Source organism: Pokkaliibacter sp. MBI-7 (assembly GCF_029846635.1).
In the GTDB taxonomy this organism is placed as follows: Bacteria; Pseudomonadota; Gammaproteobacteria; order Pseudomonadales; family Balneatricaceae; genus Pokkaliibacter.
In genome coordinates, this window is the sequence record NZ_JARVTG010000001.1 from 2,883,427 (window position 1) to 2,899,680 (window position 16,254).

Annotated in this window: 12 protein-coding genes; 7 read left to right on the forward strand and 5 right to left on the reverse strand. The window is 57.9% G+C overall.

Features of this window, described 5'->3' with window-relative positions:
• Positions 1 to 40 precede the first annotated feature (40 nt).
• From QCD60_RS12925 to prlC, 4 genes are all read right to left on the reverse strand, one after another.
• Positions 41 to 1,534 carry an alanine/glycine:cation symporter family protein gene (locus tag QCD60_RS12925; protein ID WP_279785930.1) on the reverse strand — a complete coding sequence of 498 codons (1,494 nt, stop codon included), beginning with the start codon at positions 1,532 to 1,534 and terminating at the stop codon, positions 41 to 43.
• A 274-nt stretch (positions 1,535 to 1,808) separates the two neighbouring features.
• Positions 1,809 to 2,582: a transporter substrate-binding domain-containing protein gene (locus tag QCD60_RS12930; protein WP_279785932.1), complete on the reverse strand. Its 774-nt coding sequence runs from the start codon at positions 2,580 to 2,582 to the stop codon at positions 1,809 to 1,811.
• Between the two features lie 259 nt (positions 2,583 to 2,841).
• Positions 2,842 to 3,105, reverse strand: coding sequence for a YheV family putative zinc ribbon protein (locus tag QCD60_RS12935; RefSeq protein ID WP_279785934.1), 264 nt, complete (start codon positions 3,103 to 3,105; stop codon positions 2,842 to 2,844).
• Between the two features lie 124 nt (positions 3,106 to 3,229).
• The gene (gene prlC, locus QCD60_RS12940) at positions 3,230 to 5,263 is read right to left on the reverse strand and encodes an oligopeptidase A (RefSeq protein WP_279785936.1); all 2,034 of its coding nucleotides are present in this window, start codon (positions 5,261 to 5,263) and stop codon (positions 3,230 to 3,232) included.
• 302 nt (positions 5,264 to 5,565) lie between these two features.
• On the opposite strand from prlC, the gene QCD60_RS12945 reads away from it, so the two are divergent.
• The 6 genes from QCD60_RS12945 to QCD60_RS12970 all read left to right on the forward strand — a co-directional run bounded on the left by QCD60_RS12945 (position 5,566) and on the right by QCD60_RS12970 (position 13,021).
• Positions 5,566 to 6,117 (forward strand): gamma carbonic anhydrase family protein, encoded by a 552-nt coding sequence (locus QCD60_RS12945; RefSeq protein ID WP_279785938.1) that lies wholly within the window; start codon positions 5,566 to 5,568, stop codon positions 6,115 to 6,117.
• A 179-nt stretch (positions 6,118 to 6,296) separates the two neighbouring features.
• Complete coding sequence (gene gpt / locus QCD60_RS12950; protein WP_279785940.1) at positions 6,297 to 6,794, forward strand: xanthine phosphoribosyltransferase; 498 nt, start codon at positions 6,297 to 6,299, stop codon at positions 6,792 to 6,794.
• Between the two features lie 334 nt (positions 6,795 to 7,128).
• Positions 7,129 to 8,898, forward strand: coding sequence for an N-acetylglutaminylglutamine amidotransferase (locus tag QCD60_RS12955; RefSeq protein WP_279785942.1), 1,770 nt, complete (start codon positions 7,129 to 7,131; stop codon positions 8,896 to 8,898).
• Between the two features lie 2 nt (positions 8,899 to 8,900).
• On the forward strand, positions 8,901 to 10,772 hold the full coding sequence (gene ngg, locus QCD60_RS12960) for an N-acetylglutaminylglutamine synthetase (protein ID WP_279785944.1): 1,872 nt from the start codon (positions 8,901 to 8,903) through the stop codon (positions 10,770 to 10,772).
• A 135-nt stretch (positions 10,773 to 10,907) separates the two neighbouring features.
• The gene (locus tag QCD60_RS12965) at positions 10,908 to 12,086 is read left to right on the forward strand and encodes an osmoprotectant NAGGN system M42 family peptidase (RefSeq protein WP_279785946.1); all 1,179 of its coding nucleotides are present in this window, start codon (positions 10,908 to 10,910) and stop codon (positions 12,084 to 12,086) included.
• 113 nt (positions 12,087 to 12,199) lie between these two features.
• Entirely contained in the window at positions 12,200 to 13,021 is an 822-nt protein-coding gene (locus QCD60_RS12970) for an HDOD domain-containing protein (RefSeq protein ID WP_279785948.1), read from the forward strand.
• Between the two features lie 39 nt (positions 13,022 to 13,060).
• Here QCD60_RS12970 and QCD60_RS12975 read toward each other — a convergent pair whose 3' ends face one another.
• Positions 13,061 to 14,392, reverse strand: coding sequence for an IS4 family transposase (locus QCD60_RS12975; protein WP_279782914.1), 1,332 nt, complete (start codon positions 14,390 to 14,392; stop codon positions 13,061 to 13,063).
• 235 nt (positions 14,393 to 14,627) lie between these two features.
• Here QCD60_RS12975 and QCD60_RS12980 point away from each other — a divergent pair, with 235 nt between their 5' ends.
• A complete protein-coding gene (locus tag QCD60_RS12980; RefSeq protein ID WP_279785950.1) occupies positions 14,628 to 16,244 on the forward strand; it encodes a methyl-accepting chemotaxis protein in 1,617 nt (538 codons plus the stop codon).
• The last annotated feature ends 10 nt before the right edge of the window (positions 16,245 to 16,254 follow it).

Consider the following 16,254-nt stretch of genomic DNA (forward strand, 5'->3'; position numbering starts at 1 on the left):
AGGCAGGCTTTGTTACTACAGGTCTGAAAGCGCCGGTTAATTAACGACCAGTGCTCTCAAAGCGTGCCAGATGAGGCTCATTCTTGCTGGCCTTGTCGGCAGCTACACGCTTTTCCCAGAAGGTAGCGTTCTTGATGCCCAGCTTCTCAGGATGGAACACGGGGTCCAGACCCTGTTTCTTCTGTGCTTCGTAATCCTTCAGTGCCAGCAGGGCGGGCTTCTGCAGAATCAGAATGGCGATGATGTTCAGCCAGGCCATCAGACCTACACCGATGTCACCCATACCCCAGGCTACGTCAGCGGAACGGATGCTGCCGTAGAATACGGAACCCATGATCACCAGCTTCAGCAGCAGACTCAGCCAGGGGCGGTGTACCTGACGGTTGATGTAGGACACGTTGGTATCGGCGATGTAGTAGTAAGCCATGATGGTGGTGAAGGCAAAGAAGAACAGTGCTACCGCCACGAAGATGTTACCGAAGCCGGGCAGTACGGTTTCAACCGCCGCCTGGGTGTAACCGGGGCCAGCATCAACGCCGGGCAGATTCTGAACCAGGAACTCGCCTGCAGTCAGGCCTTTGACGTTGTAGGTGCCGGTGATCAGGATCATCAGTGCAGTCGCGGTGCAGACGAACAGGGTGTCAACGTACACGGAGAAGCCCTGTACCAGACCCTGTTTGGCAGGATGAGACACTTCAGCCGCGGCTGAAGGATGTGGGCCAGTACCCTGACCGGCTTCGTTGGAGTAAACACCACGCTTCACACCCCACTGGATCGCCAGACCCAGCACGGCACCGAAACCTGCATCCATACCGAAAGCGCTTTTGAAGATCAGGGCGAAGATCTGAGGCAGTTCACTCAGGTTCATGGCGACGATCACGCACGCCACGATGATGTAACCCAGTGCCATGAAAGGTACAACGACTTCGGCTACCTGGGCGATACGCTTGATACCACCGAAAATGATCAGACCCAGCAGGATCACCACGATGGTGGCGGTCACGGTGGGATCAATACCGAACGCATTGGCAACACCGGTGGCAATGGAGTTGGCCTGTACGCCGGGCAGCAGCAGACCACAGCCGATCACGGTGGCGATGGCGAAAATCCAGGCATACCACTTCTGGCCCATGCCTTTTTCGATGTAGTAAGCCGGGCCGCCGCGGTACTGGCCGTCTTCTTTCTCTTTGTAGATCTGTGCCAGGGTTGATTCAACGAAAGCCGTGCTGGCGCCGAGGAAGGCAACCGCCCACATCCAGAACACAGCGCCCGGGCCACCAAAGGTAATGGCAGTCGCCACACCGGCGATGTTACCGGTACCGACGCGGCCGGACAGGGAAATGGTCAGTGCCTGAAAGGAGGAAACACCGTTGGCCGAGGCTTTGCCTTCGAACATCAGGGTGACCATTTCTTTCACGTGGCGAACCTGCAGGAAGCGGGTGCGCAGAGAGAAGTAGACGCCTACCAGCAGGCAGAGGCCTATCAGGTAGTTGCTCCAGATAACGTCATTGATTGCGTTGACTAACTCAGCCATGACAGCGGTGCCCTCGTTATAGTTTATTTTTGGAATTATGGTGATTGACAGCGAATCTTCCCGGTTGTTTTTTCACCAGCAGGCTGGATGGCCGGGATAGAAAATGAGCGCAGAAAAATACTCTGATCGTTACTTTTTGACAAGCACTGCCTGCACAGGCATGTCAACAGAAACATTGAAACCAATTGGTTTGATTTTTGTAGAAGCTTAATCGATTCCGCTACCTGAAGCGGGCGATGGAATCGATGGACTGGGGAGCGCAGGCTGAGCGGTGTTATTGAGCGTGAGTGCCGGGCATATTGAAGATGCCTTCCAGGCCATTTTCCCTTAGCAGGGCGTCGTAGCGGCCATTTTGCACCAGCTTCATCAGCCCCCGGTTGAAGGCTTCGATCAGCTCGGCATGGCGTGGGTTGGCATAGCCAGCCATGGCATAGAGCAGATTTTGACTGAGGGGGTTATCGGAGAACGTCAGCTGTTGCAGGGCGTGCGGATTATTCTGGAGCAGGTAGTAACGTGCCACGGTCTCGTTTTCCGGCATCAGGTCGATACGTCCCTCCAGCAGCATGTTGATACCTTGGGCAAAGGCGCGCACTTCCAAGCGATTGTAGTTGGTGTTGCGTAGAAAAACGTCGTTATAGGCATAGCCACGGATAAGGGCAATGTTCTTACCGCTGAGGCTCTCAATACCTTGATAGGAAAAAGGGTCGCTCTTGCGCTTGAGAAACTTGACGGAGCTGTCGAGGTAGGGGCGACTGAACATAAAGTCACGGCTACGGTCACTGTCCCACCAGGCATCAATGATCATATCGAACATGCCTGAGCGGGTGCCTTCCAGCGCGCGGGCCCAGGGAACAAAAATCATCTCCACCTGATAGCCTTCGAGCGCCAGTGCTTCGCGGGCAATCTGCGTCGCGATGCCCTGATCCTGACGTTTGTCGTCCAGATAGGGCGGCCAGGGATCACCGGCAAGGGTGATATGCCTGGACGCGGTGCCGTCTGTGGTTTCAGCAGATGCCCAGCCTGAAGGCAGACAAAACCAGCAGAGCATAAGAAGAAGTGCAGTACGAATGGCGTGATACCTTTGTTAGGAACCGACCGGCGGTGAGGTGCTGCATTGGCAGTAACACCCAATTTTCAGATATTTAGCAGGAATACAGTTCACTTACCTGAGTAGACTAGTCAGCTTTAGCTGACTTGACCAGCGACGGAAATGATCGAACGCGCCATTCCTGCACCTTATGCTTCCTGCCTATTCCCTGTCCGTGAAAGCGGCCTCTTCTCCGTCCGTAAATGCTGTCGATGCGGGGTCAGTGCTTGGTCGGTGATTCGAACAGGCGCAGTATCTGCACCCCTTCCTCACGCACGGCCGGACCGCTCTGATTGACTCGGGTGGGCAGCTCGCCGGCGGGGCTGACTTCATCAGGCTGACCATCCAGACGCATGGAGTCATTGAAGTCACAGGCGACGCATTCACGGTATTCCCGCTCTTCATCACGGTACATGCGCAGGGTGTCCTGCTTGGCACAGCGCGGGCACACCGCACCAGCGATAAAACGTTTGATAGTACTCATCACGGTATCCTCCCACTGCACCCGACCGTCAACGGCCGGGCGCGCGGGTATGTTATAGCCAGACTGGCGGAGGAGCCAGTCTGTGATCATTGTGTTGCCCTTACGCGGTCAGTACCACCGGGTATCAGGCAGCAAGGCCAGAATGGCGCAGCAGCGGGCCGATATCTGGCTCGCGGCCGCGGAACGCCTTGAACAGTTCCATGGCAGGCTTGCTGCCACCTTGCTCCAGTACGGCAGTGAGGAAGCGCTCACCGGTCTGGCGATTAAAAATCCCTTCTTCCTCAAAGGCACTGAAAGCATCCGCCGACAGCACTTCCGCCCATTTGTAGCTGTAGTAGCCCGCCGCATAGCCCCCGGCAAAAATGTGGGTGAAGGCATGGGCGAAGCGATTGAAGCCAGGTGGAATCAGCACGGCCACTTCGTCACGGACGGCATCCAGCACCTGCTGCACCTGAGTGACGCCGGGCTGGAAGTCGCGATGGAGGATAAAGTCGAACAGGGCAAACTCCAGCTGACGCACCATCATCATGGCTGCCTGAAAGTTTTTTGCCGCCATCATCTTGTCCAGCAGTTCCGCAGGCAGGGGCTCGCCGGTCTCGTAGTGGCCGCTGATCAGGTCCAGCGCTTCTTTCTCCCAGCACCAGTTTTCCATGAACTGGCTGGGCAGCTCGACCGCATCCCAGGCCACGCCGTTGATCCCCGACACGCTGCCAACGCTGACCTTCGTCAGCATATGGTGCAGGCCGTGGCCGAATTCGTGGAACAGGGTGGTGACTTCGTTATGGGTCAGCAGCGCGGGCTTGCCACCGACGGGGGGGGTGAAGTTGCATACCAGGTAGGCCACAGGCAGCTGTATGCTGCCGTCCAGCCGCTGACGCCGTACCCGGCAGTCATCCATCCAGGCGCCACCACGTTTGTGGCTGCGGGCATAGAGATCGAGATAGAAGCGGGCGATGGCCTGACCATCACGCTGTACTTCGTAGAAGCCAACATCGGCATGATAGGTGTCGAAATCATGCAGTTGCACAATGTTGATGCCATACAGCTTGCTGATCACGGTAAACAGGCCGCTCAGCACTCTGGGGGCAGGGAAATAGGGGCGCAGGTCTTCCTGCGACAGGGCATAGCGGGCCACCCGCAGCTTTTCGCTGGCATAGCCGACATCCCAGGCTTCCAGTGTCGGCAGGTTCAGCTCGCTGCTGGCAAAGGCCTGCAGCTCAGCCAGTTCCTGTGCCGCGGCGGGTTTGCTGCGCTGGCCCAGCTGACGCAGGAAGCTGACAACCTGCTCGGTGCTGTCCGCCATCTTGGTGGCCAGTGACAGCTCCGCATAGTTGGCAAAACCCAGCAGCCGGGCTTCTTCCTGACGCAGGGCGAGGATTTCTTCCATCAGCTGGGTATTGTCAAACTGACCGGCATGCGGGCCCTGATCAGACGCCTTGGTGACATTGGCGCGATAGACCTCTTCACGCAGGACGCGGTTGTCGCAGAAGCTCAGGATGGGGTAGAAGCTGGGGAAGTCGAGGGTAATCAGCCAGCCTTCCTTGTCCTGCTGCTGGGCATTCTGCGCCAGCATGTCCAGCGCGCTCTGGGGGACACCGGCCAGCTCGCTGCTGTCGGTGATATGACGTGTCCAGGCCTGGGTAGCGTCCAGAACATTGTTGGAAAACTGGCTGGTCAGCTCGGACAGACGCTTGTTGATCTCGGCGTAGCGCTGCTGCTGCTCCGCAGGCAAATCGATACCCGACAGGCGGAAGTCACGCAGGGCATGCTCAATGGTGGCCTGCTGGGCGGCGCTCAGTGAGGAGAAGTCAGCGCTGTCGGCGATGGAGCGATATAACTTGAACAGACCCTGATGCTGGCCAAGCTGTGTAGCGTATTCCGACAGTTTGGGCAGCGCCGCGTTATAGGCTTCGCGCAGTTCCGGCGTATTAGCCACAGCATTGAGATGGCCAACCGGTGACCAGGCTGCATTGAGTCGGTCATAGGCTTCCTCGATGGGGGCGATCACGCTGTCCCAGCCGGGCTGGTCGTTGTTCGCCAGAGTATCGACGGTGGCCAGAGTGTCACTGATCAGCGTTTCTATGCCGGGCAGAATGTGCTCGGGCTGAATGGCACTGAACGGCGGCAGGGTGTGGGGTGTCAGCAAAGGATTGGACATGAACGATTCCTATGGCAAAGAGAAGGCCGGTCAGTGGCGTCACCTCACGGGGAGCGTCAGCTCGTCGTGCAGCAGGTGGCCTCAATACTGTCAGTCTCACGGGGCTTACTCGCATATGGGTGCTTCCCGTGCCAATTGCAAACGGGGCGGCGCCCTGACTGACAGTGATGGGGCCAGCTTAGCGAAAGCCTTGGCGCGCTGAAACCTGCTTTTGGCTATGGGACTGATAAAGACGGGACATTAATGGGTATCATGCACTGTCCAGTGCAGTCAGACGCAGAACCATCACAGAGGATCGAACCATGGCAGTGCGCAGTTTCAAAAATACGGCCCCGGTATTAGGTGAACGGGTCTTTGTCGATCCCAGCGCCGTGGTGCTGGGTGATGTGGTACTGGGCGATGACAGCTCGGTATGGCCGATGACGGTCATTCGGGGTGATATGCACCGGATTCGTATTGGCGCCCGCACCAGTGTGCAGGACGGGGCGATTCTGCATATCACCCACGCCAGCAGTTACAACCCGGATGGCTATCCGCTGACCATCGGTGAAGACGTCACCATTGGCCATCAGGCGGTATTGCATGGCTGCACCATCGGAAACCGGGTGCTGGTGGGCATGGGCGCCAAGGTGCTGGACGGTGCCGTGGTGGAAGACGAGGTGATGATCGGCGCCGGTGCGCTGGTGCCTCCCGGTAAACGTCTGGAGTCAGGCTTTCTCTATGTTGGCAGCCCGGCCAAACAGGCCCGGCCACTGACCGACAAGGAGCGCAGCTTCTTCACTTACAGCGCGGGCAACTACGTCAGGTTGAAGGATGAGCATCTGGCAGAAAACTACGCGGATGCCTGCGAGTGACTCGCAGCAGCTGATTGGAAGGTGAAAAACGGCAGAGGATGAATTGCACGTACCAAGACTTCGCTGCTTTGGGTACAATTCCATCCCTTCGGTTCAAACTGTCACTATTTTGTACAGCTACCTCGTGCAGGTGGCTGCCAGGTGGCTGAACGCTATTGACTGGTTCAGAGAGCAAGCGGATGACCCATACTCCCTATAGCAAAGATTTCCCGGTGTCCTGGGACGAACTGCATCGAAATGCCCGTGCCTTGTCATGGCGCCTGCTGGAAATGGGGCCATGGAAAGGGATTGTGGCCATTACTCGCGGCGGTCTGGTGCCTGCGGCGATTATCGCCCGTGAGCTGGATATTCGGCTGATCGACACTATCTGCATTGTCAGTTACTCCAGCAAGGGCGCAGAGGCTGCCCAGCATCAGGGGCAGCTCAATGTGCTGAAAGGGGTGGAAGGTGATGGCGAAGGCATGCTGCTGATCGACGATCTGGTCGATACCGGCAAAACCGCACGCGCTGTGCGTGAAATGCTGCCCAAGGCCCATTTTGCCACTATCTATGCCAAGCCTGCGGGTAAACCACTGGTGGATACCTTTATTACTGAAGTCAGCCAGGATACCTGGATCCGTTTCCCCTGGGATATGGAGTACGCCTTCTCTACTCCGCTGGCGGATCGCGACCGCTGAGCCTGTTTCGCCCCGTCCCGTCTTAGTCAGAAAGCCGACCTTGTGTCGGCTTTTTTGCATCTTGTTCACCCGTGATCTCCCGATCTGTCAGTTCAATGACCCACACTGGCTGCACGGCCGCCTCTGCTTGAGTTTCTCTCAGGCTGTCGGCATACAAAATACTTTGAAATGTAGTATTTCTATATCGATGTAATTTTGTCTGTTTGTTGTCTGGTAAATAACCGTTCTTGTGAACTTAACTGGTATTTGTTAGGGTTTTTAATGATAAATAAATATATAGAGTTCAAAATAATTTGTTTGTCATCTGATCATAATAAAGAGGAAATAATTAGCCATGTGTGGCCTTGCAGGAGAACTTCGCTTTAACGATGGACCGAGCCAGCTGGCGATGCTGGAGCGCATGAATCATCGCCATATTCCCCGTGGACCCCATGCGGATGGGGTATTCCATCAGAACCGGGTGAGTCTCGGTCATCGCCGTCTGAAGGTGATGGATCTGTCCGAGCATTCCCAGCAACCGATGTACGACCCTCACCTTGGCCTCGCCCTGGTGTTCAATGGCGCCATTTATAACTACCGTGAGTTGCGCCATGAGCTGCAGGGCATGGGTTATGCCTTTTATTCCGACGGTGATACCGAGGTCATCCTCAAGGCCTACCATGCCTGGGGCGAGGCCTGTCTGCAGCGCTTCAACGGTATGTTTGCCATTGCCATCTGGAATCAGGCCAGCGGAGATCTGTGGCTGGCCCGTGACCGGCTGGGGATCAAGCCGCTGTATTACAGTCAGGATGCCGAGCATCTGGTATTTGCCTCGACCCTGCCCGCATTGCTGGAAGACCCGCGCGTCAGCCGTGAGCTGGACGCCGAAGCCCTGCACTTCTACCTGCATTTTCATTCTGTCGTGCCCGCCCCGCGCACGATGCTCAGGCAGGTAAAAAAGCTGGAGCCGGGCCACTGGCTGCGCGTCACCGCGGATGGCCGCAGCTGCAAACAGCAGTGGTGGGATCTGGCCTTTGGCATGCAGGAAGAGGATCGCAGCCGTTCCGGGCAGGACTGGGAAGAAGCGCTGCTGGCAGAGCTGCGTGGCGCGGTAGCGCGGCGTAATGTGGCGGCGGTAGACGTCGGTATTCTGCTGTCCGGTGGTGTCGATTCTTCGCTGCTGACGGCACTGCTGCATGAAGTCAAACCCGACATCCACACCTTCTCTATCGGTTTTGATGCGGTGAACGGCGAGCAGGGCGATGAGTTTGCCTACTCGGACATCGTAGCCCGCCACTTCAACACCCGGCACAGTCAGATTCGCATCGCCCCTGAACGGATGCTGACGGCACTGCCCAAAGCCATTGCGGCCATGTCGGAGCCGATGGTCAGCCATGACTGCGTGGCCTTTTATCTGCTGTCTGAAGAAGTATCCAAATCCTGTCGGGTGGTGCAGAGCGGTCAGGGGGCGGATGAAATTTTTGCCGGCTATCACTGGTATCCACCGCTGGCTGACAGCCATGACGCGGTGGCCAGCTATCGTGCAGCGTTCTTTGACCGCAGTTACGAAGAGTACATCCATACCGTCAAACCCCGGTGGCAGACTCCTGATCTGGCCGGTGAGTTTGTCCGCAGCCACTTTGCCGCCTTTGGTGCGGATGATCCGGTAGACAAGGCATTGCGACTGGACAGCCAGATCATGCTGGTGGATGACCCGGTCAAACGGGTCGATACCATGACGATGGCGCACAGTCTGGAAGCACGGGTGCCCTTCCTTGATCACCAGCTGGTGGAGTTTGCCGCCCGCATTCCTGCCCGCTACAAGCTGGCCCATGACGGCAAAGGTATCCTCAAACAGGTGGCACGCCGGCTGATTCCCCATGAAGTGATTGATCGTCCCAAGGGCTACTTTCCGGTACCGGCGCTGAAATACCTGCGCGGGCCGGTGTTGGATCAGGTGCAGGAAGCGCTGATGGGGCGCAAAGCCCGCGAACGCGGACTGTTCAACACCGATTATGTCGAGCAGCTGCTGGCCCGCCCCGATGACCACATCACCCCATTGCGCGGCTCCAAGCTGTGGCAGCTGGGCCTGCTTGAACTGTGGCTGCAGGAACAGGGAATCTGACCGTGAACAAGCTCAAGCGTACGGCGCTTAATGTCATGGACGACCATGTCAGCGAGCCGGAACAGCCATTGTCCCGCCCGCTGCTCAATAAACGTGGTGTTGCTCCTGCCGCAGGCCGGGGGGAGCGCCAGAGTCGCAGTGAGCGGCAACGGATGCTGCGCCGCCGCCAGCCTTCCTATGCGCATCTGCAGGCAGCGCGCCATCGCGGTCATGAGCAGGCACCGGCCATCAAGCCCAATGTCAGCCTGCACTGTGGCTGGGGGCGGCTGCTGTTTGGCCATACTTTTGTCAATGAGCAGGAACTGGCCGCTTCGCTGCTGGAAGAAAGCCAGGGCGAGCGTGATATCGCCTTCTACGTGGCGCGCCCCCATGTGGTGGTGGGGCATGACCCGCAGCGGCTGTTTCTCGACCCGTCCGACAGCTACCGTCTGTGGCTGAACGAATATCAGCCGCGCCGTGACCGGGTGAAAGGCGTGCGGGTGCGCCGGCTGCGGACGCTGGCAGATATTGAACAGGTTAATGCCATCTACCAGCGCTGCCGGATGCAGCCACTGGATGTCGATGTGGTGATGGACAAGCGCAATTCGCAGGAGCAGCTGTATCTGCTGGCCGAAGACGGCCATACCGGCGCGGTGCTCGGCGCGGTGCTGGGGCTCAACCACGGTCTGGCCTTCAATGACCCGGAGTCAGGATCCAGCCTGTGGAGTCTGGCGGTGGATCCCGCCTGCCAGATGCCACAGGTAGGGGAAACACTGGTGCGGCATCTGGCCGAGAAGATGCAGACCCGTGGCTGCCATTATCTGGACCTGTCGGTGCTGCATACCAATCAGGCTGCCATCGGCCTGTATCAGCGTCTGGGTTTTCGCCAGATTCAGACCTTTGCAGTGAAGAAAAAGAATGCCATCAATCAGGCGCTGTATACCGATACCTCGCCGCTGGATGTGCTCAATCCCTATGCCCGCATCATTGTCGATGAAGCGATCAGTCGCGGTATTCATGTCGAAGTGGAAGATGCCGAGCACAATATCTTCACCCTGAGCTGGGGCGGGCGGCGTATTCGCTGCCATGAAAGTCTCTCGGACCTGACCCCGGCCACCGCCATGACCCTGTGTCAGAACAAATGGCTGACCCAGCGCTGTCTGCAGCGCGCCGGGCTGAAAACCCCGGCTGGCGTGATGCTGGCGGACGGCCAGGACCCGGCGGAACTGCTCGAGACACTGGGCCCGCGACTGGTAGTCAAACCTCACGATGGGGAGCAGGGCAAGGGCATCGCGGTTGATGTGCGCGATGCCGAAACACTGCGGGCGGCGGTAGAGACAGCGCAGCGCTATTCCTCGCAGGTGCTGATCGAGCCGTTCTGTCAGGGCGACGACCTGCGCGTGCTGGTCATCAATGACGAAGTGGTAGCCGCTGCGGTACGTCGTCCGGCGACCATTTGTGGCACCGGTCAGCACAGTATTGCCGAGCTGATCGAACGCACCAGCCGCCGGCGGGCCGCCATGACCGGCGGTGAAAGTACCATACCGATGGACAGCGAAACCCGTCGTTGTGTCGAGGCGGCGGGTTATCAGCTGGAGGATGTGCTGGCCGAAGGGCGCAGTCTGGCGGTACGCAAGACTGCCAATCTGCATACTGGCGGCACACTGGAGGACGTCACCACGGTGCTGCATCCGGCGCTGCGCGAAGCGGCTCTGCGTGCGGCGCGGGCGCTGCAGATTCCGGTTACGGGTATCGACATGCTGGTGCCTGACCCGACCCTGCCCGATTACGTGCTGATCGAAGCCAACGAGCGTCCCGGGCTGGCCAATCATGAGCCGCACCCGACAGCACAGCGTTTTATCGACATGTTATTTCCCACCACCCGCCAGCACTGAACACCGCTGAACCTGCCTGCGCCCCTCCCGTTGCGGCGCAGGTGAGGCCCGCGAGTGCCAGATGCGTAAGGCAATGGATCACCTCACCGCATGGGCCGCCTGGCCTGTGCGGGCTGACCAAAAAAGGATATGCCCATGCTACCCAAACTCCCTGCCATCGATACCCACTATCTCACCCGTCGCCTGCTGGATATGCTGGCGATCCCGTCTCCCACTGGCTTTACCGACAGCATCGTCTATTACGTCGGGCGCTGTCTGGAGGAGCTGGGGGTGGGATACACCCTCAGCCGCCGCGGTACCCTCTGTGCAACCCTGCCCGGTGAAGTGGCCGGACCGAAACGTGCCCTGGTCACCCACCTCGATACCATTGGCGCTATGGTGCGCGAGATCAAACCGAATGGCCGGCTGGCGATCACGCCCATCGGCCACTGGTCCAGCCGTTTTGCCGAGGGCGGGCGGGTCACTCTGTTCGGTGAGCGTATCCAGTACCGTGGTACGGTACTGCCGCTGATGGCGGCCGGACATGCTTTCAACGAGGCTATTGATACTCAGCCGGTGAACTGGGATCAGGTAGAGGTGCGGCTGGATGTGGCGGTGCAGAGTGCTGACGATGTCCGCGCGGCCGGGCTGGAAGTGGGGGACTTCGTCGCGTTTGATGCGCACCCGGAAATCACCGATACCGGCTTTATCATTTCCCGTCATCTGGATAATAAGGCCGGAGCAGCGTCAGTGCTGGCGACGCTGGAGGCCATGCAGCGCCATCAGCTCAAGCCGCGGCTGACCACCGAGGTGCTTTTTACCCTGTCAGAAGAGGTGGGCTCTGGCGCAGGCCATGCGCTGGATGATGACATTACCGAGTTTGTCGGCATTGATATCGGCCCGGTGGCCAGTGGCCAGAACGCGCGGGAAACCGGGGTGACGGTCGCGATGAAAGACTCCAGCGGGCCGTTTGACTATCACCTCAGTCATCATCTGATCGACCTGTGCCGTCGCCACGATATTCCCTGGCAACGGGATGTGTTCCGCTTCTATTACAGTGATGCGGTGTCGGCGGTGCAGGCCGGACATGATATCCGCCCGGCGCTGATCACCTTCGGTACCGATGCCACCCACGGCTACGAACGCACCCATCTGCATGCGCTGGAATCCTGTGCCCGACTGATGGGCGCCTATCTGCTCAGCGATCTGGCCTGGAAGGCGGACCGGCAGCAGGACGTACCGCTGCAGGAGTTTGCTGCCAAAATCAGTGAGCAGGAGCCGCAGGCGATGCCCAGAGAGCTGCCAGAGGCTGTGATTCTGACGCCAACAAAGTAAGGGATTCCGCCGCCGTCTCTTGGTTAGTTGAGTATCTGGCCTATACTGAGTCAATCGGGCAGGGCGGCTGGCTCTGCACCCGGCGAGGTGACAAAAGGCTAAGGAGACGGGTCATGTCGGTAGAATCACTCTTCAATAACGTATACAACCTGCCCAGCATCCCGAAAGTGGTGCAGGAGCTGACGGAAAGTTTTGGTTCGGACAAGGCCAACGCCGACGAAATCGCCAGCAAGATTGCCAAGGATCAGGCCTTCGCGGCCAAGGTACTGCGACTGGCGAACTCCGCCCGCTACGGCGTCGGCCGTAAAATCGCTTCCATCAGCAACGCCGTGGTGCTGCTGGGAGTCTCGCAACTGCGTACACTGGTGACGGCTTCGGGTATGACCTCGGCCTTTGTGGATGTTCCCGGCCTTGATAAACGCCAGTTCTGGAAAGATACCTTCAACGTCGCCAGCCTGTGCAAGATGCTTGGCAAACATGCCAAGGTGGACCGCGAAGTGGCCTTCACCTGCGGCATGATGCACTCCATCGGTGAGCTGCTGATTCATATGGGCGAACCAGACAAGGCAAGCAAGATCGATACGCTGGTGGCACACGGCGGCAACCGCGTTGAACTGCAGGAAAACATGCTGGGCTATCACTATGCCGATGTCGGTGTCGAGCTGGCCCGCCGCTGGAAATTCCCCGAAGAAATTCAGGAAGCTATCCGTGGGCAGATCAAGCCGCTGGAAGGTGGATTCTCCGCCTATGCGGCGCTGATCTACCTGGCCACCTATATCAACGAATGCGACAAGAAGGGTCAGAGCGAAGAGGAGCAGATGGCCCACTTCCCCATGGATCTGGCGAAAAAGCTGAACCTGGACCTGAGCAAGGTATTTGATGACTGGACCACACTCAAATCCGAAGAGGACGATATCGACGCCTTGCTGAGCTAAGCCCTTTCCTGCAAAGTGGGCCCGTTCGGGTAATGCCAGTCAGTTAAGCTGACTGGCATTTTTATTTCTGGTCGGATACTTGGACGGCTTGGGCTTGACCACCCGCGGGTAACTGCGCTCCTCACGTCGATGAGGCAGGACGTAGTGCATGGCCGAAGCCTGTAGTTCAGCCAGGTAGCGAGGGATGTTGCCTGGATGATTCAAAGAGACCCCGTTCAAGAAGCCCAGGATCGCCCAGGTGCAGGCGGTGAAACTCATTTCGCAGGGGGAGATGCCAGGGCAGTGGCGACTCATTTCCAGCATTTGATAACGCAGCAGATTGTACCCCAGCAGTACGCCCCACAGCTCTTGTTCAATCATCTCCGGCGTTTTACTGCGCAGTGTGTAGTGACCCGCGAGCATGCCTTGCTTCATTTCTCGATAGCCCAATTCGATTTCCCAACGCTGGCTGTACAGATCCACGATGTCATCTGGCGGAAAGCGCAGAGGATCGATCATCGAAGTCAGTACTTGCCGGACTTTGCCCTTGATGGTCTTGCTTAATAACCTGGCCTGTAGCGTGTCGGGCAGCTCGGGCCATTGCTTACGCGCCTGCGGCGAGGTCTTTAGCGAGACGATGGCATCCTGGCGTCCCAGCTTGTATAGCACCTCATATTGAGCATCCTTGCGCAGCGGCAGTAGCCAATGGCGCTGAGTGCCTGTTTGTTGCCAGCGATGAAGAAGCCCCAGCGAATAGAAGCCACGGTCGAACAAGGTCAGCGAGTGATCGGGTGTGCTGTCGATCAGTTGTTCGGCCAGCTTCATCTCGTTGCTGTGGTAGCCGGCAAAAGCACTGCTCACCAGCATGTGACTGGTCAGTTCCATCTGGCAGACCATGCGCACTTGAGGAAAGCCGGTATCGCCATGCTGGTTACTGGCACTGCCATAGTGCTTGCGGTTGTCGTCCGTATCCGGTGTGCGCCAGACCACGCCATCGACACTGAGCAGGCGCAAACCCGCCCAGGTGGGGTGATTGGCGCTGGCATGCCAGCGTTGTTGCGTCAGGGAAAAGACTTCTCGCACCGCCGCACTGCCCAAGCGTTGCCGACCTTGCACGATGGCACTGGGTGCTACCAATGGCCTCTGTCCAGGCAGCATGATGCCCATACGGCTAGCGGCATCCCAGGCTGACATCCGGCGAAACAACGCCATGGCGATCACGCACCAGATCATGGCTTCAAGGGGGAGACGTCGCTTACGTAAGGTCGCCACTCCCGCCGTTTCCAGTGCGGTGCTGACCAGGTCTGGATCAAGCAGCGCCCCCAGTTCATCAAGGGCGTGAGTAGTAGAAGCGGCTTCGTGAGTCAGTGCCAAGGCGCGGGACAGTCGCATAAAAAATCCGATGCTCAAAACAAGCATCGGATTTTCGTTTCAGGGCGCAAAAGGTCAAGCTGTTGGGCTTAACTGACTGGCATTACCCGTTCGGGTCCACTTTTTCCTGCCAGATTTTGTTCAACATCAGTCAATCGATGCTTTGATAAAAAGTCAGGATTGACGCCATCCGTTGCTCTCCCTAGTATCCCCAGCAATATAGATATGTTCATTTTTTGAACAAGGATTAGTGCTTATGTTGCCCAAAAACTCTCAACTCAAGCCGGTACTGATAGGCTTTAACGCCATCATGATTGCGCTGCTGCTGGCATTGGCGCTGGTCAGCTATATCAGTCTCAACCATATTGTCGAAGATGATGACTACGAGCATCTGATTGTCGGTGGTTTGACCTCCAACCTGACCGAAGCCCGTTTCCATGTGGTGCAGGTACAGCAGTTCCTGACCGATGCCAGCGCTACCGGCGACCGCGATGGCTTTGATGATGCCAAGGAGCATTATCAGGCGCTGCAGGCCAATCTGGATGAAATCCAGCGAATCGATACAGCGTTCGGGAACGATATCAGCCGCACCCGTTCACTGGCAGAACAGTACTATCAGATCGGCCAGAAAATGGCGGAAGCCTACATTACTCAGGGTCGTGAGGTGGGTAATGCACTGATGAAGCAGCCCGATACCGGCTTTGACGATCGCGCGCTGGCGCTGGCGGAGCAGCTGGATGTGCTGGTTAAAGATGTACAGCAACGTAATCAGAAACTGGTTACCGAGAACATGAGCGACATCCTGGCTCTGCGTAATCTAATCGTCGGCATGGCGATTGGTCTGGGTGTGCTGGTGCTGCTTGGCGGCAGCGCGCTCTACCGTCGGGTATTCGGTATTCTCGGTGGTGAGCCGGCACAGGCCGTTAATCTGGCGCACCGCATTGCTGCCGGTGATCTGAGCCAGCGTATTTCCGGTACGCCGGGCAGTCTGCTGGCAGCACTGGAGCAGATGCAGGATCAGCTGAAGAGCGTCACCGGCAATATCCGCAGCCTGTCACGGGAAGTGCAGGACAGTTCCGAGCATCTGTCTGAGGCCTCACAGGCCATGCAGCACAGCGTGCACTCGCAGAACGACGCAACCCGCGCCATGTCGGTCACCGCCGAGGAAATGTTCCAGGGTATCGAGCAGCTGAGCCACGAAGTATCTGTGGTGGGCCGCCAGACCGAAGAGGCACAGAACACCATCAACGAATGTGAAGAGGTGATTCGCACTTCTGCCTCGGATATCCGCTCCATCGCCGACTATATCGGTAACGCCGCCGAGAAGGTGCACGCTCTCAATCGTCAGACCGATGAGATTGCCAGCATCACCCGTACCATCCACGAAATTGCCGACCAGACCAACCTGCTGGCACTGAATGCGGCCATTGAAGCTGCCCGTGCCGGAGAGACTGGCCGGGGCTTTGCGGTGGTGGCGGATGAAGTGCGCAGTCTGGCGGGGCGGACCGGCTCGGCTACGGTAGAAATTTCCAGCCAGATCGACACCATCCGTCAGGGTATGGAGCAGGTAGTGAAGGTCATGGAGCAGAGTGTGGAAGCCTCACGCCGTGGCGTGGCACAAACTGACGTCACCAGTCAGGCGATTGGTGGTATTCGCGACAATACTGTGCATATCAATCAGCATGTGCAGGGCATTGTGGTGGCATTGCAACAGCAGCAGGCCGCGATGGGCGATATGACCCAGCGTATCGAGCTGATCGCCACCATGACTGGCAGTAATCAGGATGCGGTAGACAAAACCGTCACGGCTTCGGGTGATCTGCGAGATCATGCCCGCGAGCTGAGTGATGCTGTCAGTATTTTTAAAGCCTGACAGCGCTGAT